We start from the raw sequence: 21,439 nt of genomic DNA, 5'->3' as shown, positions 1-21,439 counted from the left end.
CTCAACTGGGGAAAGACATGAGCGCTTACCTGCATCAGTTCCTGTTCGGGATCTACCCGTACATCTGTCTCGCGGTGCTGCTGGTCGGCAGCCTGATCCGCTTCGACCGCGATCAGTACACGTGGAAAAGCGATTCGTCGCAACTGCTGCGCCACGGGATGCTGCGGCTCGGCAGCAACCTGTTCCACTGGGGCATCCTCGTCGTCGTGCTCGGGCACTTCGCGGGCTTCCTCGCGCCGCACTGGCTCGTGTCGCCGTTCCTGTCGGCGTCCGGGCACCAGCTCGTCGCGATGGTGGCGGGCGGCACGGCCGGCGTCGCGGCGATCATCGGGCTGACGCTGCTGATCTGGCGTCGTCTCGGCGACGCACGCATCCGCAACAACAGCCGCAAGTCCGACATCCTGATCGTGCTGATGCTGTGGGTGCAGCTCGCGCTCGGGCTCGGCACCGTCGTGCTGTCGACGCGCCACATGGACGGCGCGATGTTCGAGCAGCTCACCGACTACGTGAAGGGCGTCGTCACGTTCCGGCCGGATATCGCGAGCCTGCTCGTCGGCGTGCCGCTGACGTACCGGCTGCATATCCTGCTCGGCTTCACGATTTTCCTCGTGTCGCCATTCACGCGGATGGTGCACATCTGGAGCGGCATCGCATCGGTCGCGTACCTGATCCGGCCGTATCAACTCGTGCGCAAGCGCTAAGGAGGTGGCATGAACGACGTTCTCCCTGAAGTCGCGACGGTGCCGCTGATCATCAACGGTGTCGAGATCGACGCGGCGTCGATCGCGGCCGAGGCCGAGCATTACGACGACGCAGCCGATCCGCTCGACGCGGCGCGGCATGCGCTCGCGGTGCGCGAGCTGCTGCGGCAGCGCGCGGTGTCGCTCGCATTGATCGACGAAGGCGCGCCGCTCGACGATGCGGCGGTCGATGCGCTGCTCGAACGCGAGCTCACGCACGTGCCCGAACCGGATCGCGCCGATTGCGAGCGCTACTACGCGCAGCATCCGGCGCGCTTTCGCCGCAACGACATCGTCTATGCGAGCCATGTGCTGTTCGCGGTGACCGACCGCGTGCCGCTCGCGCCGCTGCGGCAGCGCGCGGAAAGCGCGCTCGCCGACGTGGTGGCCGCGCCCGATACGTTCGAAGCCGTTGCGCGCGCGTCGTCGAACTGCCCGTCGGCGCAGGTCGGCGGCAGCCTCGGGCAACTGCTGCGCGGCGACACCGTGCCGGAATTCGAGGCCGCGCTGTTCGACTCGGAAGGGATCGGCGTGCTGCCGAAGCTCGTCAACACGCGTTTCGGCTTTCACATCGTGCGCATCGAGCGCCGCGTGCCGGGCGATACCGTGCCGTTCGACGAGGCGGCCGACCCGATCGCCGCGTACCTGTCGGAGCGCGTGCGCGAGCGGGCGATGCGACAGTACGTGGCGATACTCGCGGGCGGCGCGCGGGTCGAAGGCGTGAGCTTCGACGGCGCGAACGGGCCGCTCGTCCAATGAAACGGGGTTTTGCGTATGGCAACTCAACAAGGTAACGCCGCGCTGGCCGCGGATTCGCAGGCGATCCCGCTGCGCGCGTGGTCGGTGCTGGCCGCGAGCACGCTCGCGTTCATGGTGTGTTTCGTCGTGTGGATGATGTTCGGCGTGCTCGGCGTGCAGCTGCGCATCGATCTCGGGTTGAACAGCACCGAGTTCGGCCTGCTCACGTCGACCCCGGTGCTGACCGGCGCGCTGATGCGCTTGCCGCTCGGCACGTGGACCGACCGCTTCGGCGGGCGCATCGTGATGACGGTGCTGCTCGTCGTGTGCGCGATTCCCGTCTACATCGTCAGCTACGCGACGCAGCTCTGGCAGTTCCTCGTGATCGGGCTGTTTCTCGGCTGCGTCGGCGCGTCGTTCGCGGTCGGCACGCCGTACGTCGCGCGTTTTTTCCCGCCGAAGCGGCGCGGGCTCGCGATGGGCGTGTTCGGCGCGGGCACGGTCGGTGCGGCCGTGAACCTGTTCGTCACGCCGCTGCTGCTCGACGCATACGGCTGGCGCTTCGTGCCGCGCGTCTACGCGGTCGCGCTGCTGGTCACGGCCGTGATCTTCTGGTTCGCGTCGGCGCGCGATCCGGGCGCGGGCAAGCGCGGCGGCTCGTGGCTCGATGCGTTCAAGGTGCTGCGCGATCCGCGCGTGTGGCGGCTGTGCCAGTACTACTCGATCACGTTCGGCGGCTTCACCGCGCTGTCGCTGTGGATCCCGCAGTACCTGAAGAGCGAATACGGGATGTCGCTCGTGATGGCGTCCGCGTTCGCGGCCGGCTTCTCGTTGCCGGGCTCCGTGCTGCGTGCGCTCGGCGGCGCGCTGGCCGACCGCTTCGGCGCGCATGCGGTCACGTGGTGGGGTCTGTGGGTCGCGTGGATCGCGCTGTTCCTGCTGTCGTATCCGGCGACCGACTTCGTGATCCACACCATCAACGGCACCGCGACGCTGAGCGTTGCGATGCCGGTGGCCGGCTTCGTCGCGCTGACCTTCGTGCTCGGCGCGGTGTTCGCGCTCGGGATGGCGTCGACCTTCAAGTACGTCGCGGACGATTTCGCGGACAACATGGGCGTCGTCACCGGCATCGTCGGGCTCGCGGGCGGCCTCGGCGGCTTCCTGCTGCCGATCCTGTTCGGCATGCTGCTCGACCTGCTGCAGGTGCGCACGACCTGCTTCATGTTCCTGTACGGGATCGTCTGGGTGTCGCTGATCCTCATCTACCTGTCCGAGGTGCGGCGCACGCCCGTCACGGGCTGACCGCGCCCGCTCGACGGGCTCGCGCGATGCCGGACGCTTCCGGCATCGCGCATGCATTCGCAGCGCCTCGGGCGTTTTCTGCCGCGCGCAGTTCTGTCAAACTGGCGCCCATGAAACAGCGCCTCGCTTCACCGCCTTCCTCCGATTCCGCGCCTGCGCCCGCAGGCTTTCCCGACGCCGACGAACTGGCCGCGTTGCGCGCGTGGTACGCGGGCATGACCGTGCGTCGGGCGGTCGAGCGCTATTTGCCCGATCGTCTCGGCGACGGGCGGTCGGCGCGCGGCGTGATCGGCGGCATTCGCCGCCGTCTCGTGCGGGTCGCGCGACAGGTGGGGCGGCCCGATCTCGCGGCGCAGCTCGGTCACGCCGATGGCGAGCGCACGCAGATCGCCAGGGCGATGGCCGAGGCGATCGGCATGCTGCGCCATGCGCGAGCGCCGGTGCCGCAGATCAGCGACGACGTCGGCCTGTGGTTGCCCGCGCGGGCGGTGGTCGCGCTGCGCGCACACGGCATCGCGACGCTGGCCGACCTGACCGTGCGGATTCCGCGCCGGCGTCAGTGGTGGCGCGCGATCGCGGGGCTCGGCGTGGCGAGCGCGCGGCACGTCGAGGCGTTCTTCGCCGCTCATCCCGCGTTGACCGAGCGCGCCCGCGCGCTGATTGCCGCCACGCCGCGCGGCAGCATCGTGCCGTGGGAACACCTGAAGCTGCCGCACGAAGTCGACGGGTCGGCCGGCACGTTCCGCGCGCCGCGTGCGACCAGCACGCTCGACGCGGACAACGATTACGCGGCCGTGCATGCCTGGCTGTCGCTGCACGAATCGGCCGCGACGCGGCGTGCCTACCGGAAGGAGGCCGAGCGGCTGATCCTGTGGGCGATCGTCGAGCGCGGCCGCGCACTGTCGTCGCTGACGACCGAAGACGCGGTCGCGTACCGCGCGTTCTTGCGCAACCCGACGCCGCACGCGCGCTGGGTCGGCCCGGTGCGGCCGCGCGGCGCGCCGGACTGGCGGCCGTTCTCCGGCGGGCTGTCCGCGCGTTCGGCCGCGTACACGCTGTCGGTGCTCGGCGCGCTGTTCCGCTGGCTGATCGAGCAGCGCTACCTGCTCGCGAATCCGTTCGCGGGCGTGAAGGTGCGCGACACGCGCGGCGCGAATGCGCTCGACACGTCGCACGCGTTCACCGAAGGCGAGTGGCTGCTCGTGCGCACGATCGCGGACGGGCTCGAGTTTCGCAAGGACAAGTCGTCCAGCGCGCCGCAATCCGGCTGGACGCCGGCCGCCGCGCAACGGCTGCGCTTCATCCTCGATTTCGGTTACGCGACCGGGCTGCGTGCAAGCGAACTCGTCGGCGCGACGCTCGGCGACATCGCGACGGACGCGCACGGCGATGCGTGGCTGAAGGTGATCGGCAAAGGCAGCAAGGCCGCGCGCGTCGCGCTGCCGCCGCTCGCGCGTACGGCGCTCGATCGTCATCTGGTCGCGCGGCGGCTGCCGGTGACGCCGGTGCGCTGGCGCCCGGATACGCCGCTGATCGCGAGCCTCGCGGAAGACGGTGCGGCCGGGATCACGAGTGTGCGGCTGTGGAAGGTGATGCAGCGCTTCTTCGCGCAGACGGCCGCGCTCGTCGACGAGGACAACCCGGCGCTCGCGCAGAAGCTGCGGCAGGCGAGCCCGCACTGGATGCGGCACACGCATGCGACGCACGCGCTCGCGCGAGGCGCGGAGTTGACGACGGTGCGCGACAACCTGCGGCATGCGTCGATCTCGACGACGTCGATCTATCTGCACGGGGACGATGTGAAGCGGGCGCGACAGATGTCGAGTGCGTTTTCGGCAGACAAATAAGCGAGGCGCGCGAGCGGTTGCGCGGGAATTGAACGGAACGACACCGCGTCGGTGACGGTCAGAACGTGTATTCGACAACGGAGCGGGTGGATGGCATCGAGTCAGGGAACCGTCGATTTCATCGTCGAGCAGATGGCCGCGGCCGGCACGGTGTCGGCCCGCAAGATGTTCGGCGAATACGGGGTCTACTGCGACGGCAAGATGGTCGCGCTGGTCTGCGACGATCGGCTGTTCGTCAAGCCGACGCCCGATGGGCGTGCGTTTCTCGGTATCTGCGAGGAAGCGCCACCGTATCCGACAGCGAAGCCGCATCTCGTGATTGCAGGCGAGCGCTGGGATGACCGCGAATGGTTGTCGACGCTGATCCGGATCACTGCCGCGCAATTGCCGGTGCCGGTGAAGCGGGGCCGATAGCGATCGGCGTATTCCGTGAATCACGCGCGCACGCACTGCGCCTCCCGCTGGAGCACACGAATGGAGACGTCCACAGATCCACAAGCCCCGCGCTACGCGCGCCGCGCATGGCGCGCGCTCGTTGCGGCCTTATGCCTGGGCTGGAGCGCGCTGTCGTTCGGCGCGGACGGCGGCGCGGCGCTGCTCGACCGTTATCACAGCCTCGGCGAGCAGTTGAAGAACAACCCGTTCCATCGTCCGCTGTACCTCGAATCGTCCGAGGCGTCTTCATCGCTGAAGGGCGACATCTACGCGGTCGTCGACTATCCGTACTCGGTCGTGAGCGGCAAGCTGGACGATCCCGTGCAGGGCCCCGCGAACTGGTGCGCGGTGCTGATCCTGCACCTGAACACGAAGTATTGTCACGCGTCGACCGGCAGCAACGGCCCGGTGCTCGACGTGAATCTCGGCCGCAAGGTCGAGCAGAAGCTGTCGGATACCTATCGCGTGCAGTTCCGCTACCGCGTGGCTGCCGCGAGGCCCGACTATTTCCAGGTCGACCTGAGCGCCGACAGCGGCCCGATGGGCACGAAGGACTACCGGATCGCGCTGGAGGCCGTGCCGGTCGGCGCATCGCGCACGTTCCTGCATCTGACGTATGCGTATGGCTTCGGCACGGTCGGCCGGATGGCGATGAAGACTTATCTCGCGACGATCGGCAGCGACAAGGTCGGGTTCACGCTCGCGAGCGACGCGTCGGCCGCGCAGCCGCAATACATCGGCGGCGTGCGCGGGCTGCTGGAGCGCAACACGATGCGCTACTACCTCGCGATCGACGCGTATCTCGCGACGCTCGACAAGCCGCTCGACCAGCGCTTCGCGCGCTGGTTCGATGCGACCGAGCAGTATCCGCAGCAGCTGCACGAGGTCGAGCGCAGTGCGTATCTGCAGATGAAAGCGCAGGAGGCGCAGCGGCAGCAGACGGCGCGGTAGGCGCGCCGTTCACCGTTCATCACTCGCCGCTCAATCCAGCAACCCCGCGACAACATCGACGATCCGCTGCAGCAACGCTTCGTCGTAAGGCAGCCACGGCACCGCGCGCAGCGGCGACACCGGCGGCTCGATCGGCGTATCGACCGGCTCGCCGTCGCGCATCACGCGGCCGGTTGCGCAATGCACCGACCACCCGCCGACGCGCACATGGCGTTCGTCGAGCGCGATCCGCCCTTGCGCGATCGCGTCGGCGAACACGAGCGACAGCACGTGCCGGCGATGCGCCGCCATCACGCCCAGCGGCAGATCCGACAGCCGGTTCAGACGATTCCAGCGCCCGGCTTCCATCTCGCGGCGGCGCACCGGATCCGTCGCGAGCAATGCGGCCGCGGCGCGCGTGACGTCGTCGTCGAGCGCGAAGGCCGCGACGCTCACCAGCAGGTCGACTGCACGCGCGATTTCAGAGAACACCACCGGGTCGACCTCGCCGATCGGCACGGGCGCCCAATGCCGTTCGCGCCTGCGCTCGACGTGCAGCCGGCGCGACGTGCCGTGGCTGTCCGCGCCCGGATAGAGCGGGGCGTCGACGCCGAAGGTCGCGCGCACGTCGCCGAACTCGCGCACGAGCCCGTCGTCGTATGCCCGCAGCGCCCATCCTTCACGGCGCGCGACGCCGATCAGCGGCCGGGTCGCGAGCACGTGGCCTTCGAACATCGCGGACTCGCTTGCGGCGACGTCACCATCGGCCGGCACGTAGAACTCGCGAAACGCCTGCCGGACCGGCTGCCGGATCGCACGGCCGACGATCGCGTGCTGCCACGCGAGCCGTTCGGCCGCGTCGGCGCGCAGCGGATGCCATAGCCGGATCTCGCCGTTCGTGTCGATGTCGCACGGATTTCCGGCCGCGTCGCGCAGCACGACGGCGCCTGTCGCGCTGTCGGGCATGAACGAGCGCGTCGTGCCGTCGGGCGCGCGCGCCTGCCAGATCATCCGCGTCGAGAATGCGGCGCCGGCCGGCGCATCGACGAGGCGTTCGCGCCATTCCGCGTAATCGAGCGTCATCGGCTGCCAGAAGCTCGCCTCCATGCAGACGGCCAGCATCGCGAGCTGCTTCTTGTCCGGCTTCGCGCCGAGCGTCATGCGCAGCGCGGTGCGCGGCCGCTCGCCGAGCGCGCGCTCGGCCGGCTTCAGGTTGCGTGCGAGCTTCTTCTGTACGCCGGCATGACGCACGGCGGCCAGCGCGTCGCGCAGCGCGCGCACGCCTTCGGGCGTCGGGATCGTTTCGATCGCGTGGCCGAGCGCGATCGTGAGCGACTGCGACGGCGCGGTCTTCGCGGCCGTGGGCGCGACGCACACACCGGTCAGCAGCGGCCCGATCAGCGCGCGCAGCCACACTTCGTCGCGCCAGGCGGCCACGCGCGCCGCGCGTGCGACGACCTGCGCATCGTCGGTCGTGAATGCGCGATCGGCCTGATACGGAACGGTGCCGGCATGGATCGCGGCGACCTGCTGCGCGGCGTCGATCAGCGCGTCGTGCGCGAACGCGACGTATGCCGCGTCTTGCGCGAGCGTGACGGCCGGATCGTCGGAATCGATCCACAGCCGCTTCGGCGCGAAATAGCCGTCGTGGGTCGCGGCGAGCGCAAGCAGCGACGCCGGCCCGAGTTCGGGAAGCACGTCGAGTTCGCGCACGCGAAACGGCGAATCGGCGAGCGACTGTGCACCGGCTTCCCGGCGAGCCGAGAAGTCGCGACGGCCCGCGAACCAGTCGAGCGCATAGGTGCCGTACGGCGATCCGGCATGCAGGCCCGGTTGCGGCGGCCCGTCCGCGATGCGTGCGAGCTCGGCCTGCAGCGCGGGCGACGGCAGTGCGTCGAGGTACGGCAGTTCCTGCAGCGCGAGCGTCTGCGCGCCGGCCGGGATGGCGCGGAACAGTTCGAGCGCGGCATCGGCGTCGATCAGCGGCGCGATGCCGAGTGCATCAATCTGCTCGCGCAGCCAGCGGACGAACCCGGCGCGCGGATCGTCGTACGCGAGTTCGTGTTGCATGATCCGCCGCTCGGCGCGGCGCAGCGCCGGCCAGACCGCACCGAGCGCGTGCGCGTCGAGTGCCGACAGGTCGATCGGCGTGCCGGTGAAGCGCGGGTGGTCGGCGGTGTCGGTCAGCCGCGCAACGAGCAGCGCGACGAGGGCGTCGTCAGTCATGCGTCGGTGCCTGGTCGGCGGGCGTGACGCGTGACTCCAGCCGTGCGTCGACCCTGGCCACGCGTGCCGCGCGCGCGTCGGCGCGACGACGCGCCCGTGCCGTTTCCCGTTCGAGCAGGTCGCCGCCCGCGTCGGGCAACTCGACGATGACGCGCACGCCGAGCCCCTGCAGCAGCCCGAACACCTTGCCCCACTGGACGGTGTCCGCACCGCGTTCGGCCTTGACCACGAACGACTCGCTGACGCCGGTATATTCGGCCGCATCGTTCTGGCGCCATTTTCGTGCTTTCCGCGCGGCGCGGATCACGCCGCCGAGGTCGGATGCTTGTTCGATCGGGTGCTGCATGCGGAACTCCGTCGATAAAACCGTGCGATTGCACAGTATTGCACTCCGATCCCGGCCTCGTTGCCTTTTCGTAAGACGTACAGTTCACCAGAAATCGCAGATTGGCGCGGAACTGTACTCTTGTGTGCACGTTCCATGTGTGTACTCCGGGCGAACTGTTCTGCTTTTAAGATTCAACCATCAAGTGCACAGTGCCGCAGGCCCAGACGTCACGGGCCTCCCGGCGCATCTTCAAAAGCGAGCCACTGCGATGGAAAAGGCAAAACCGGAGGAAGCAATCAGGCATCACGACAGCCCGGTCGGCGGGCAGACCACGCGCGTAGCGGACGCGCACGAGGCGGCGGCGCGCATGCGCAGGCCGGCAGGGAGCGCGCGATGAAGCTCTACGAAAAACTCGCGGACGACATCGAACGCCTGATTCGCCAGGGCGTGTACCGGCACGGCGACCGGATTCCGTCGGTGCGGCAGGCGAGCCAGCAGCACCGGATCAGCATCACGACCGTGCTGCATGCGTACCTGCTGCTCGAAAGCCGCGGGTTGCTGGAGAGTCGTCCGCAGTCGGGTTACTTCGTGAACCTGCGCCGCGACGACGGTCACGCGCCGGTGCGCGAATTGCGGCCGTCGAAGCCGATCGCGGTGTCGTCGTCGGTCGACATGAGCCGGCTCGTGCTGTCGACGCTGCGCTCGATCGGCACGGACGATGCGGTGCCGCTCGGCTCGCCGTATCCGGACCCGAGCCTGTTTCCGTTCGAGAAGCTGAACCGCTATGCATACGCGGCCGGCCGCGACAAGTCGTTGTGGGGCGTGACGGACGGGCTGCCGCCCGGCCATCCGCGCTTGATCCGGCAGATCGCGCGCCGCTATCTGGAAAACGGGATGTCGGTGGACCCGAACGAGATCATCGTGACGGTCGGCGCGACCGAGGCGATCAACCTGTGCCTGCAGGCGGTCGCGAAACCGGGCGACACGATCGCGGTGGAATCGCCGACGTTCTACGCGATGCTGCACGCGATCGAACGGATGGGGATGAAGGCGATCGAGGTGGCGACGCACCCGGAGTACGGGATCGACATCGCGGCGCTGGCGGCGATCGCGAAGTCGCAGCCGATCGCCGCGTGCATGGTGATGCCGAATTTCCAGAACCCGCTCGGCTTCCAGATGCCCGACGAGCGCAAGCGCGAACTGGTCGAGTTCGCTACCCGCGTCGACATGCCGATCATCGAAAACGGTGTGTATAACGAACTGTATTTCGGCGATTCGCACCCGAGCACGCTGAAGTCCTACGACCGCAGCGGGATCGTGCTGCATTGCGCGTCGTTCTCGAAGAGCCTGACGGCCGCATACCGGATCGGCTGGGCATTGCCGGGCCGCTATCGGGATCAGGTCGAGAAGCTGAAGTTCCTGAACACGCTGGCGACGCCGTCGATCCCGCAGCTCGCGATCGCGGAGTTTCTCGAACGGGACGGTTACGAGCATCACCTGCGGCGGTTGCGCAAGGCGTATGCGCAGCAGGCGAACCTGATGCGTGCGATGGTGTCGCGGTTCTTCCCCGAAGGCACGCGCATCTCGAGCCCGGCGGGCGGCTACGTGCTGTGGGTCGAGTTGCCGGCGCAGGTCGACGCGATGCGGCTGTACCAGCTCGCGCTGGAGCAGGGGATCACGATCGGGCCGGGTTACATGTTCTCGATCACGGACAACTACCGGAACTTCATCCGGTTGAACTACAGCAGCCCGTGGTCGCCGGACATCGAGCAGGCGGTGATCACGGTCGGCAAGCTCGCGGCGTCGTGCATGCGATGAAACGAAGGCCGGTACGCGGCGCGTACCGGCCTGTTCGCGCGGACGTCAGGGCCGCATTGCCGGCCCGAACGTCGCGAGGCCCGGATCAGCGGGCTTTCGCGCGCAGAAACTCCGACACGCGCGCGAGCCCCTGCTCGAGCACGGTCCGGTTGTTCGCATAACCGATCCGCACGTAGCCTTCCATGTCGAGCGCGCTGCCCGGCGTGAACATCACGCCGGTCGCTTCGACCAGCTCCGTGCAGAACGCGCGCGACGGCATGTCGAACGCATACTTGAGCAGCGCCGTCGTGCCGGACTTCGGCTTGACCCACGAAATCGCCGGCTCGCGTTCGACCCACGCATCGAGAATGGCCAGGTTGGTGCGCACGATGTCGTGATTGCGCTGCATGATCACGTCGCGGTGTTCGAGCGCGAGCGTCGCGAGATAGTCGTCGATCATCCCGACGCTGATCGTGTTGTAGTCGCGATGCACGCTCACGGCATGGATCAGTTCGACGGGGCCCGCGATCCAGCCGAGGCGCAGCCCGGCGAGCGAGTACGTCTTCGACATGCTCGCCGTGCTGATGCCGCGCTCGTACAGATCGGCGATGGATGCGCTGTAGCCGCTGCCGACCTGATCGGTGCCGCGATAGACCTCGTCGCACAGCACGTACGCGCCGCACCGTTTCGCGATCTCGACGATCTTGCCGAGCATCGCTTCGTCCATCAGCGAGCCGGTCGGGTTGTTCGGGTTGTTGATCGCGATCAGGCGCGTCTTGTCGTCGACGAGGGACGCGAGCGCTTCGAGATCCGGCAGAAAGGCGTCTTCCTCGCGCAGCTTCAGCACCTTCACGTTCGCGCCGTAGCTTTCCGGAATCGAATAGTGCTGCTGGTAGGTCGGCAACACCGACACCACCGTATCGCCCGGTTCGACCAGCGTTTCGTAGATCAGCGCATTGCCGCCGATCGCGCCGTGCGTGACGATCACGTTCGATGCCGACTGGCGCGCGTAGGTCGACGCGATCACTTCGCGCAGACGCTGCGTGCCTTCGATCGCGCCGTACGTCAGCTTCATCGGACGCAGCTCGTCGAGCAGCGTGTCCTGCTTGCCGGTCATGGTCAGCAGTTGATCGACCGTCAGCGATTCGACGCACGTTTCCGCGAGGTTGTACGTACAACGGTTTTCGTACAGGTCCATCCAGCGTTCGACGCCGAATTCCTTGATCTTCATGTTCGTTCCTTTGTCGGGTTGGGTTGGGTGCGGCGCGTCCGCGCCGCATAGGGATGGAAACGGGCAGGCCCGGTGGCGGCGCGCGCTACCGGACGACGATGTCGCGCTTGAAATACTGGACCGACAGCCGGCTCAGCGTGCCGTCCTTCTTCAGTGCGTCGAGCGCCGCGGTGACCTTGCCGCGCAGTTCGGTGTCCTGTTTGCGGAATGCCATCCCGACGCCTTCGCCGAGCGTCGCGGGATCGCGGATCGGCTCGCCGAGGATCGCGAAATCGTGGCCCTGGGGCTTGTCGAGGAAGCCTTCCTGCGCCGTCTGCGATTCCTGCACGGCGGCGTCGAGGCGGCCGGACGCGAGATCCGCATAGACGAGGTTCTGGTCCGAATACGACGTGATCACGACGCCGCGCGGCTCCCAGTTGCGCTTCAGGAAATCCTCCTGCGCGGACGCCTGCAAGACGCCGATGCGCTTGCCCTTCAGGCGTGCCGGATCGGGCAGCAACCCGGAATCCTTGCGCGCGACGAACACCATCGGCACCGCGTAGACCGGCGGCGTGAAAGCGACGATCTGCTTGCGCTTTTGCGTGATGTTCATCGCCGAGTTGACCATGTCGAACTTGCGTGCGTGCAGCGCCGGCAACAGGCCGTCGTAGACGTTCTCGACCCACACGCAGCGAACCTTCATCTTCGCGCAGATCGCGTTGCCGATGTCGATGTCGAAGCCCTGCAACTGGCCGGATGCCGTCTTGCTCTCGAACGGCGGATAGGCGGCTTCGATGCCGATCCTGAGCGTCGCGGTGTTGTCCGCGCACGCCAGCCCGGACAGGCCCGCAGACAACGCGACTGCGACGACCAGATGCTTGAGGTTCATGCCAGCTCCGATAAGGGTGATCGAACGGGGACCGTCGCACGAGGCCGGCCGGCGCCGCGAAATCTGCTGCGGCGCACCCTGAGGCGGGACAGGTCGTCCATGACGGACGGTGCTGCCAAGTATCTTCTTTCAAAAACGAATTGTCCATAGTAGACTAAAAATCTACGTTTTGGACGGTGTGACGAGGGTGCCGACGCGTGTCGAGCCAGTCGGCGGCGTGCCGCGAAGCACGCGTTCGGGCCTCTCGCGACTGCGCACCGAAACCCGTTCGAGGAGACAGCAGATGACCTATCAACGTATCGAACTGCCTTTGCCGTCGCCGGCACCCGGCGTCGCGCTGCATCTGACCGCACACCGTTTCGGCCATCCCGACGCCGGGCGCAGCCTGTATCTGCAGGCCGGGCTGCATGCGGACGAACATCCGGGGTTGCTCGTGCTCCAGCATCTGCTTGATGAATTGCACGCGCTCGATCGCGACGGACGCATCGCCGGGGCCGTCACGGTCGTGCCGTATGCGAACCCGATCGGGCTGTCGCAGCGCCTGTTCGGGCCGGTCGTCGGGCGCTTCGACTTCGAGAACGGGGAGAACTTCAATCGCAATTTCCCGTTGCTGGAGCGGGCCGTCGCGCAGCGTCTCGACGCGCCGGACGCGCGCGACCTGACGCGGCAGGGCTGGAAGCAGTTTTTCCGCGAACTGCTCGGCACGCGCAGCGAACTGACGCCGGCGGCCGCGATGAAGCTCGCGCTGGCGAGACTGGCGGTCGATCACGACATCGTTCTCGACCTGCATTGCGACACCGACGCGATCGCGCATGTCTACGCATCGACGTTGCAGCGCACGCGCGCCGAGACGGTCGCGCGGATGATCGGCGCGCCGGTGGTCATGCTGGAGCCGCACGGCACCGGCGGCGGCGCGTTCGACCAGACGCATTCGAGCGCGTGGGGCGCGCTGCAACAGGCCGGCATCTTCGACGAAGCGCAGGGCGGCTTCTCGGCGACGATCGAGCTGCGCGGCCAGGCCGACGTCGACGATGCGCTGGCGCGGCGCGACGCGCGCAACCTGCTGCGCTTCGCGCACGCCGAAGGGATCCTGTCGCTGCCGGAAACCGGTGATGACGAAGCGCGATCCGACGTCGCGCCGGCCGTGTTGCCGCTGCAGGGCGCCGCGCATGTGCGGTGTCCGTGTGCGGGCGTGATCGCCTATCGGCGCGCGCCGGGCGAGCGCATCGCCGCGGGCGAGACGTTCGCGGAAGTCGTGCGTCTCGACGGCGACGGGATCAACGCGCGCATGCCGGTGGTCAGCCCGATCGACGGCGTGATGGTCGTGCGGCAACTACAGAAGCTGGTGCGGCCCGGGCAGCGAGCCGCGCTGATCGCCGGCGACACCGTGCTCGCGGAGCGGGATCCCGGGAACCTGCTGCTCGATTTCTGAGATCGGCCGCACGTATCCGCACGTATCGTATCGATCCGACGACAGGAGTGCCGGATGGAACAGCTGGAAATCCCGCTGCCGGGAACGGCGCCGGGCATGCGCATCGCGTTGCGCGAATACACGTTCGGCCCTGCGGGCGCCGCGCGCTCGCTTTACGTTCAGGCCGCGCTGCACGCCGGAGAAGTACCGGGGCTGCTGGTCATCCAGCATCTGCTTGAACGGCTCGCCGCGCTCGAGCGTGCCGGCATGCTGGGCGGGCGCGTGGCCGTCATGACGTGGGCCAATCCGATCGGCATGCAGCAGTGCATCGGCGGCGCGCTGACCGGGCGTTTCGATTGCGCGGGCAGCGGCAATTTCGATCGGCGCTTTCCCGACATGCGGGCCGCGGTCGCGCGGCGGATCGAGGCGGGCGACGTGCCGCGCAGCGTGCCGGACGCGAAGGCGTGGCTGACGGCGTTATCGACGCCGCCGGCTGACGCCGCCGATCCGGTCGACTATCTGAAGGCGATGCTGCTGCATCGTGCATTCGCGCACGACATCGCGCTCGACCTGCATTGCGACAAGACGGCGGTGATGCACGTGTACGGCAACTGGGCGCACGAGGCGCGCGCGACGGCGTTGGCGCGCTGCCTGGATGCGCCGATGCTGCTGCTCGAGGACCATGCGGGCGGCGGCACGTTCGACCAGGCGTTTCATGATGCGTGGGCGCAATTGCGCAAGCATGGCATGCCGGGTTGGCGCGACGATGAAGCGGGGCCGGGTTTTTCGGCGGTCGTCGAACTGCGCGGGCAGCGCGACGTATCCGATGCGCTCGCCCGCGGCGATGCGGACGGGTTGATCGAGTTCCTGCGAACCGAGGCGATCGTTGCCGATCGCAGTGCGACGCTCGCGCATGCGGCGCCGGCCGTGGCCGCGCTGGAGGCGGTCGATCACGTGAAGGCCGATCGTACCGGCATCGTGTGCTGGAAGGTGCCCGTGGGCGAGCACGTCGACGCCGATGCGGTGATCGCGGAAATCGTCGACGCGGCGGCGGACGGCGCGCAGCATCGCGTGGCGGTGCGCTCGCGCACATCGGGGATGCTGGTGGCGAGGATACACGTGTCCTTCGTGCTCGCCGGGCAGCGCATCGCGATGATTGCCGGCCGCGACGCGATACCGGGGCGGGTGAGCGGGGCGCTGTTGCCGGATTGATGTTGGTCGGCAACGCGCCGTTCAACGACTGCCGCGTGCGATGGCCAACATTACGCCGAAGCCGACGAGCAGGATGCCAAAGGTGCGGTCGATCCAGTGACGTAAGGACAGCAAACGATCCCGGACGGCATCGGCGGAGAAACAGACGGCCACCAGGCTGAACCAGCCTGCATGCGCCAGCGCGATGAACAGGCCATAGCCGATCTGGATGACTAATGGCGTGTCGGGGCGAACCGCCTGCATGAACAGGCTGACGATGAACACGGTGGTTTTCGGATTCAGCACGTTGGTCAGAAAACCGGTGCGCAGCGCCGCCAGATCGGACAGCGGCACGGCCTGCGTCGTGGGCCGTCCGCCGGCGGGCTTGGCTGCGAGCATCTTCACGCCGAGGTAGATCAGGTAGATCGCGCCGACCAGCTTGACGGCGTTGAAGAGCCACAGCGACTGGCGGATCAGCAGGCCCACGCCGAGCAGCGTGTAGCTCACGTGAATCGTCACGCCCAGCCCGATTCCCCACGCGGTGAGCAAGCCCGAGCGGCGCGACAGCATCAGGCTGTTGCGCGTGACCATCGCGAAATCCGGCCCCGGGCTGATGACGGCCAGCAAAGTGATGGTGACTACGACTATCCATTCCGTCATTGCATCGTCCTTTTGATTTTCATCGTGATGAGCGAATATTAGGGACCCTGATTCGCCAGGAAAAGCGATGATTTCTGACCGGAATGGTGAGTCTGACTCACACGAGATGCGCGCCAATCTGCCGTCGCTGATGGCGCTGCGCTGTTTCGAGGCCGCGGCGCGCCATGAGCATTTCAGCCGGGCGGCCGCCGAATTGCATCTGACGCACGGCGCCGTCAGTCGCGCGGTGCGTCTGCTCGAGGACGATCTGGGTGTGGCGTTGTTCGAGCGGCGCAGCCGTCGTGTCTTCCTGACCGACGCGGGGCGCAAGCTGGCGCAGGCCGTTCACGATGGTCTGCATGTGATGAAGCAGGCCGCAAACGAGTTGCGGGCCGACGCGGCCCGTGCGCAGCGCTGGGTGCTGTCGTGCGAGCCCACGTTGCTGATGCGCTGGCTGATTCCGCGCTGGCCGGACTTCCAGGCGACTTACGCGGACGTCGATATCCAGCTCGCCGCGGCCGGTGGCCCGTTCTCGTTCGACAACGGCATCGACATGGCGATCCGGCGCAACGATTTTGCGTGGCCGGCCGGTTATCACGCGGAGAGACTGTTCGCGGAGAGGGTGGGGCCGGTGTGCCGGCCGGACAAGGTCGATGCGTGGTTTTCAGGTGGTCGGGACGACCGTGCGTTGAAGCGGAGCGCGCCGCGACTGCATACCCGCACACGGCCGGATGCGTGGAAGGAATGGGCGACGGCGGCGCATCGGCCGGCGGGAAGCGGGCGCGGGCAGGTGTTCGACCATTTCTATTTCAGTCTGCAGGCGGCTGTGGCGGGGCTGGGTGTTGCGATAGGTCCGTGGCATCTCGTGCGCGATGATCTCGACAGTGGGGTGCTGGTTGCGCCGATGGGGTTCGTCGAAGACGGTTCGCACTATTGCCTGCTGACGCCGGAGCCGGTGACGGCCGGCAGCGCGCCGTCGGATCTGCTCGATTGGCTGAGGACGATGGTCTGACGTGTGCGGCGGAGCGTTGCGCGACACCGCCGACATACGAGAAATGGTTCTTCGTGGATTTCCGTGGGCGTCGCTTTCGGACCCCGCCAGTCTTTCAAGCGGCTCGCAAGCAGCCGTTCGCTGGCCTGTCAATCACGCGCCGAGGTGTCTTGGCGTACATGAGCGACCGCCCACCGGGACAACCGCGCATGGCGATGACGGAAAAGAAACCTGAGCGCGCCCCTTATCAGCTTTGGCCATCCTGGTAGCCATTGCATCGGCCAGCGCGCTACTTCGGCCATCGCCACGATGGCTCGGAGAGATGTTCCGCAAAGAAATCGGACAGCGCAGCCACCTTCACAGGACGTGCGCGCGCCGACGGCGTGACGAAGTAAAGACCGCCCTTCGTTAACGACCAGTCGGTGAGGATCGCTTCGAGACGGCCATCGGCCAGATATTCGCCGGCGATGACTTCGGGCAGCTCGGCGATCGCGAGGCCGTCGAGCAGAGTGGGTAAGTTTTCCCTGCAGCGAACACGTCCGGTCAGGACAACGATCAGGCCGACGCGTGATCGCTGCAAGTCCGGAGTCGGGCGTCGAAGGGAGACTACGCCTGCCTTGCCTCAGCGATCAAGAAAGGGCCTGAGCTTGTCTGCACGGCTGGGATGCATCAGCTTGCGCATCGCCTTGCTCTCAATCTGACGGATCCGCTCGCGGGTCACGTCGAACTGCTTGCCGACCTCTTCAAGCGTGTGATCGGAGTTTGTGTCGAGCCCGAATCGCATCCGCAGAACCTTGGCCTCGCGCGGCGACAACCCGCCGAGTGCCTCGTCGATCGCTGCGCGCATGCTCGCGCGAATCGCCGCCTCAGCCGGTGAGCTCGCCGAGACATCCTCGATCATGTCGCCGAGCGTTGCATCGGCGTCGTCACCCACCGGGGTTTCGAGCGAGACAGGTTGCTTGGCGATCTTGAGGATACCGAGCACTTTCTCCTCGGACATCTCCATGCGCTTTGCTAGCGCTGCGGGATGCGCTTCCTGCCCTGTCTGTTGCAAGATTTCGCGCGATATCCGGTTCAGCTTGTTGATCGTTTCGATCATGTGGACCGGCACGCGAATGGTCCGCGCCTGATCGGCGAGCGCACGCGTGACAGCCTGCCGGACCCACCAAGTCGCGTAGGTCGAGAACTTCCAGCCGCGCTGGTATTCGAACTTGTCCACGGCCTTCATCAGGCCGATATTGCCCTCCTGGATCAAATCCAGGAACTGCATGCCGCGGTTCACGTATTTCTTGGCGATTGAAATGACAAGACGAAGGTTCGCCTCGATCATCTCGCGCTTGGCCTGCCGCATTTTCAGTTCCGCGGCACTCATCTGGCGGTTGATCTGCTTGAGCTGCTGGAGCGGCAACGAGCCCCGGGACTCGATGTCGACGAGTTTCTGCTGCGCCGCCTGAATCGCCGGCTGATGTCGCTCGAGCGCTGCGCCAAACTGCTGCGAGGTCGCCGCCGCTCGGGTCGTCCATTCAAGATCGGTCTCGTGGCCCGGGAACGATTCGACAAACGCGTCGCGCGGCATGCCGCAACGGTCGACAGCAATCGCCAGGATACTGCGCTCGATCGCGCGAACCTCAGTCACTTGCCCATGCACAATTGCGCACAGGCGGTCGATGGTCTTGGCGGTAAAGCGGATCGGTGCGAGTTCACGCTGGATCGCCGTGCGCACTTGCGCAGCGGCTGCGGAACGGGCATCGCCAGTGACAGCCACATCCGGCAACTGCTCGAACAGCGCACGCACGCGCGCGAAAATCACGAGACTGTCGTTCGTGAGTTCTTCGAGGCGTGCCGCGTTCACCTTCTCCGAATCCTCGGCGTCCGTTTCGACGTCGTCTTCGTCCGCATCATCGGCGGCGGCGAGTGCTTCCGCATCCTCTTCCTGGGACTCCTGCGTCATTTCGCTTTCATCGGCGTCGACACTGATGCCATCGACGAGTTCGTCAATGCGGAGCTCGCCTGCAACGATGCGGTCGACATCGGCAAGAATCGTGGACACGATCGACGGACACGCGGCAATCGCCTGAATCATGTCCTGCAGACCCTCTTCGATCCGTTTCGCGACCTCGATTTCACCGGCGCGGGTCAGCAGTTCGCTGGCCCCCATCTCACGCATGTACATCCGAACCGGATCCGTGGTGCGGCCGAATTCGGAATCGACGGTCGATAGCGCAGCTTCCGCCTCCTCGTCCGCCTGATCGTCGGATGCCACGGCCGGCGCAGCGTCGGTGAGCAGGAGCGCTTCGGCGTCCGGCGCTTGTTCGTACACGGCCACGCCCATGTCGCTGAACGTGCTGACGATGGTGTCCATCGCCGCCGTTTGGGCAAAGTTGTCGGGCAGGTGATCGTTGATGTCCGCGTGGGTGAGATAGCCGCGCTCACGACCGAGCGCGATCAACGCGCGCATCTGGTGCTGGCGCTCCTCATTCTGGCGTGCCAGTGACGCGATGTCCGTCGGCGTCGGGGCCTGGGCCTTTCCCTTTGACACACGCCGGCCGGCTTTTGCCGTGGCCGTGATTTCGGGGGATGTGGAATCGTTTCGATCAGGAATTGCCAATACATGCTCCTCGACAGATGAGCCGACGATCGTCGCGAGCATGACGCCAGAATGGGTTGCCTGCCGGGATGCGAACGGAATCGTGACACGCACAGATGGTCGAGGCCGGGACGCCTCGCTCGAAATCCGTATGCGCAGCTTGTGGGGGGGCGTGAATGATACCGGAACGTATTGTGCGGTGCAACACGGAGTCCTTGCATTTCCATACCCTTTACCGGTGTAGCCCGCTCTAGCTGCGACAAAGGGGGTAGCAGTCGCCCCTTGTCCCTGGCAGTGAATGCGTGCTGTCGACCCATTTCTGCCATTTGGATTGCTCTGAAGCGGTCATCCGCGATTGACACGCTACACCATTCGTTGACAATTTTGATACCGTTATCGAGCATCCCTTAAACTTGGAACCTCGGGTCTTTCAGATCCCGGGTGGTGTCGTTCAGTGTGGCAGGGTATAGCACGGCTTTCTCCCGTGGGTTCTACACAGGGTGGTGGTCCGACTCTGTGTGGTCACGCTCCCAAATACACTAGTGATTCAGCGATCCGTCCCTTTATGGTGGTAGGATGTGCCAAGCTATCCAGGGAGGATGGGCAAAGAAAATTGCTAGGTTCTATTTTATTAATCTGGGGTGGTGCAGCATGAATATTCAACGAAAATCATTTTTCGCCCCTTTTTTTCTGGCGATTGTGTGCACATCGGCAAATGCTGACATGCAAAAAGGGTTGGCTGCATACAAGGAAAAAGATTACGCAACTGCATTATCTGAGTTTAAAAGAGAGGCGAGTCGTGGAAATTCTGAGGCCGAGGTTATTTTGGGGAACATGTATATCAGTGGAGAGGGTGTTGATGTAAATGATCAAGAGGCTGCTGCATGGTACCAACGAGCGGCCAACCAGGGGGATGCCGAAGGCGAGCGCCGTCTAGGCACTATGTATTATTCCGCAGCAGGGATGAGTGATAATTATAAGCTCTTTACGAAAGCATTTTATTGGGTGCAAAAGGCTGCCATCCAAGGTGATGTGACTGCTCAGTCTATGCTGGCTGCAATGTATCAAGATGGCCTAGGAGTTGGCAAGGACGATGGGCAGGCGTTGCAATGGTATAAAAAAGCGTCTGATTCAGGGGATATTTATTCTCCTAACAATACTGGCATGATGTACCTTGAAGGTAAGGGCGTTCCGCAAAGTTATGCTGAAGCATACAAGTGGATTGTAAAGGGGGCGATTCGCGGTGATGGCTATGCTCAGAGAAATTTGGGTGATTTTTATTATATTGGTAAGGTGGTTCGTCGGGATAAAGTCATTGCATATGCCTGGTATAATTTGGCCGATTCTAGAAATAGCATATGCGCGCCAGTCAATAAATTTATCGTGTCACGCGAATTAAAGTTGTCGCAGATTGCAGAAGGTCAATCTCTCGCCGTTGCTTGGAAGGTAGGGCAGTCGCTTCCATCGCATAGTCGGACTTGGAATCAATCAGATATTGGGTATATATCCCAGGCTGCTCCTAAAGATCTGCCTGAATCAATGAGATTATTGTCCTGCCATTCTCCAGGTGCAATGTGATTTAATGGGAGCCTGCGCATGAAGGGTGCTCTTTTTGTAGCCAGGTAAGGCGCCGCCCGCGCTCGCACGGCCTAGATGGCCGCCTGTCGCGCCTTATCGTAAGGCCAGAACTTTTCAACTGGCTGCGGCTTGGCCTTCTTCGCTGGTCCGAGATCATCGACCGGCCGGCCTTCAGGGCGTGCGACGTGTCGTTTTTCGTCACCATCGAACCCTAGTCGAGCAGCGGGAGAAGCGTCCTCTCCTCGCTTTTCTCGTTGCGAGTCGTCTTGGTTTCTACTAGTTCCTTGGCGGCTTCCCGCGGCTTTGCTCGGGACTTGAACTGGTGGCAGGTGCACCGGGCTGTTCAGGCGCTGGAAGTTGCTCGCGGTGTAAGCCTTCTTGCCGTTGTGCGTCGAGTAGAACCCGTGCGGCCATTTCGCTATCGGTCAGCGGTCGATTGTCAACGATGTAGCTGCTGTTGCTGAGTGGCCGCTGTTGGCCGAATACCGATGCTCCTCCCCGGCGTTCCTCCAAAATCCCACGACGAACCAAAAAAATAGCGCCGCAGGCATTAAGCCCGCGGCGCCATTGCGTGCCGCTACGACGGGCTCAGCCCGCCGC

17 protein-coding genes and 1 pseudogene are annotated in these 21,439 nt (G+C 65.6%); 11 read left to right on the top strand and 7 right to left on the bottom strand.

All coding sequences use genetic code 11. The features are described from left to right. The first annotated feature begins 17 nt into the window (after positions 1–17). From narI to BX604_RS26730, 6 genes are all read left to right on the top strand, one after another. Positions 18–701, top strand: coding sequence for a respiratory nitrate reductase subunit gamma (gene narI, locus BX604_RS26755; RefSeq protein WP_098553786.1), 684 nt, complete (start codon positions 18–20; stop codon positions 699–701). Positions 702–710: 9 nt separating this feature from the next. After that, positions 711–1,499 (top strand): peptidylprolyl isomerase, encoded by a 789-nt coding sequence (locus BX604_RS26750; protein ID WP_098553785.1) that lies wholly within the window; start codon positions 711–713, stop codon positions 1,497–1,499. A gap of 15 nt (positions 1,500–1,514) precedes the next feature. After that, on the top strand, positions 1,515–2,780 hold the full coding sequence (locus BX604_RS26745; RefSeq protein ID WP_098553784.1) for an MFS transporter: 1,266 nt from the start codon (positions 1,515–1,517) through the stop codon (positions 2,778–2,780). A 110-nt stretch (positions 2,781–2,890) separates the two neighbouring features. Then, positions 2,891–4,627, top strand: coding sequence for a site-specific integrase (locus tag BX604_RS26740; RefSeq protein WP_098553783.1), 1,737 nt, complete (start codon positions 2,891–2,893; stop codon positions 4,625–4,627). A 90-nt stretch (positions 4,628–4,717) separates the two neighbouring features. Next, positions 4,718–5,041: a TfoX/Sxy family protein gene (locus tag BX604_RS26735; protein WP_098553782.1), complete on the top strand. Its 324-nt coding sequence runs from the start codon at positions 4,718–4,720 to the stop codon at positions 5,039–5,041. 60 nt (positions 5,042–5,101) lie between these two features. After that, on the top strand, positions 5,102–6,013 hold the full coding sequence (locus BX604_RS26730; RefSeq protein ID WP_098553781.1) for a hypothetical protein: 912 nt from the start codon (positions 5,102–5,104) through the stop codon (positions 6,011–6,013). Between the two features lie 30 nt (positions 6,014–6,043). On the opposite strand, the gene BX604_RS26725 is transcribed toward BX604_RS26730, so the two are convergent. Next, the gene (locus tag BX604_RS26725) at positions 6,044–8,218 is read right to left on the bottom strand and encodes a DUF4132 domain-containing protein (RefSeq protein ID WP_098553780.1); all 2,175 of its coding nucleotides are present in this window, start codon (positions 8,216–8,218) and stop codon (positions 6,044–6,046) included. Next, positions 8,211–8,564, bottom strand: a complete 354-nt coding sequence (locus BX604_RS26720; RefSeq protein WP_098553779.1) for a helix-turn-helix domain-containing protein — start codon at positions 8,562–8,564, stop codon at positions 8,211–8,213. The genes BX604_RS26725 and BX604_RS26720 overlap by 8 nt, the downstream gene beginning before the upstream one ends. Before the next feature lie 375 nt (positions 8,565–8,939). On the opposite strand from BX604_RS26720, the gene BX604_RS26715 reads away from it, so the two are divergent. After that, positions 8,940–10,364: an aminotransferase-like domain-containing protein gene (locus BX604_RS26715; protein ID WP_098553778.1), complete on the top strand. Its 1,425-nt coding sequence runs from the start codon at positions 8,940–8,942 to the stop codon at positions 10,362–10,364. 85 nt (positions 10,365–10,449) lie between these two features. Here the strand turns inward: BX604_RS26715 and BX604_RS26710 are convergent, their stop codons facing one another. Together BX604_RS26710 and BX604_RS26705 are read right to left on the bottom strand one after the other, a co-directional pair. Continuing rightward, positions 10,450–11,574, bottom strand: coding sequence for an aminotransferase (locus BX604_RS26710; protein ID WP_098553777.1), 1,125 nt, complete (start codon positions 11,572–11,574; stop codon positions 10,450–10,452). 85 nt (positions 11,575–11,659) lie between these two features. Then, complete coding sequence (locus BX604_RS26705; protein WP_098553776.1) at positions 11,660–12,442, bottom strand: ABC transporter substrate-binding protein; 783 nt, start codon at positions 12,440–12,442, stop codon at positions 11,660–11,662. 109 nt (positions 12,443–12,551) lie between these two features. On the opposite strand from BX604_RS26705, the gene BX604_RS26700 reads away from it, so the two are divergent. Together BX604_RS26700 and BX604_RS26695 are read left to right on the top strand one after the other, a co-directional pair. Then, positions 12,552–13,874: a succinylglutamate desuccinylase/aspartoacylase family protein gene (locus BX604_RS26700; protein ID WP_143748126.1), complete on the top strand. Its 1,323-nt coding sequence runs from the start codon at positions 12,552–12,554 to the stop codon at positions 13,872–13,874. Positions 13,875–13,928: 54 nt separating this feature from the next. Beyond that, the gene (locus BX604_RS26695) at positions 13,929–15,065 is read left to right on the top strand and encodes a succinylglutamate desuccinylase/aspartoacylase family protein (RefSeq protein ID WP_098553774.1); all 1,137 of its coding nucleotides are present in this window, start codon (positions 13,929–13,931) and stop codon (positions 15,063–15,065) included. A gap of 21 nt (positions 15,066–15,086) precedes the next feature. Here BX604_RS26695 and BX604_RS26690 read toward each other — a convergent pair whose 3' ends face one another. Further along, on the bottom strand, positions 15,087–15,704 hold the full coding sequence (locus BX604_RS26690) for a LysE family translocator (protein ID WP_098553773.1): 618 nt from the start codon (positions 15,702–15,704) through the stop codon (positions 15,087–15,089). A 67-nt stretch (positions 15,705–15,771) separates the two neighbouring features. On the opposite strand from BX604_RS26690, the gene BX604_RS26685 reads away from it, so the two are divergent. Next, the gene (locus tag BX604_RS26685) at positions 15,772–16,695 is read left to right on the top strand and encodes a LysR family transcriptional regulator (RefSeq protein ID WP_098553772.1); all 924 of its coding nucleotides are present in this window, start codon (positions 15,772–15,774) and stop codon (positions 16,693–16,695) included. Between the two features lie 268 nt (positions 16,696–16,963). Here BX604_RS26685 and BX604_RS26680 read toward each other — a convergent pair. Next, positions 16,964–17,227 (bottom strand): annotated as a pseudogene (locus BX604_RS26680) (LysR substrate-binding domain-containing protein); the annotation flags it as partial. A gap of 69 nt (positions 17,228–17,296) precedes the next feature. After that, on the bottom strand, positions 17,297–19,324 hold the full coding sequence (gene rpoD / locus BX604_RS26675) for an RNA polymerase sigma factor RpoD (protein ID WP_257146435.1): 2,028 nt from the start codon (positions 19,322–19,324) through the stop codon (positions 17,297–17,299). Between the two features lie 588 nt (positions 19,325–19,912). Here rpoD and BX604_RS26670 point away from each other — a divergent pair. Beyond that, positions 19,913–20,839, top strand: coding sequence for a tetratricopeptide repeat protein (locus BX604_RS26670; protein ID WP_179894890.1), 927 nt, complete (start codon positions 19,913–19,915; stop codon positions 20,837–20,839). Positions 20,840–21,439 lie beyond the last annotated feature (600 nt).

The organism is Burkholderia sp. JKS000303 (assembly GCF_002563755.1).
Lineage (GTDB): Bacteria > Pseudomonadota > Gammaproteobacteria > Burkholderiales > Burkholderiaceae > Burkholderia > Burkholderia anthina_B.
The sequence above is the reverse complement of the archived record's forward strand: the minus strand, read 5'-3'. Positions and strand labels throughout refer to the sequence as shown.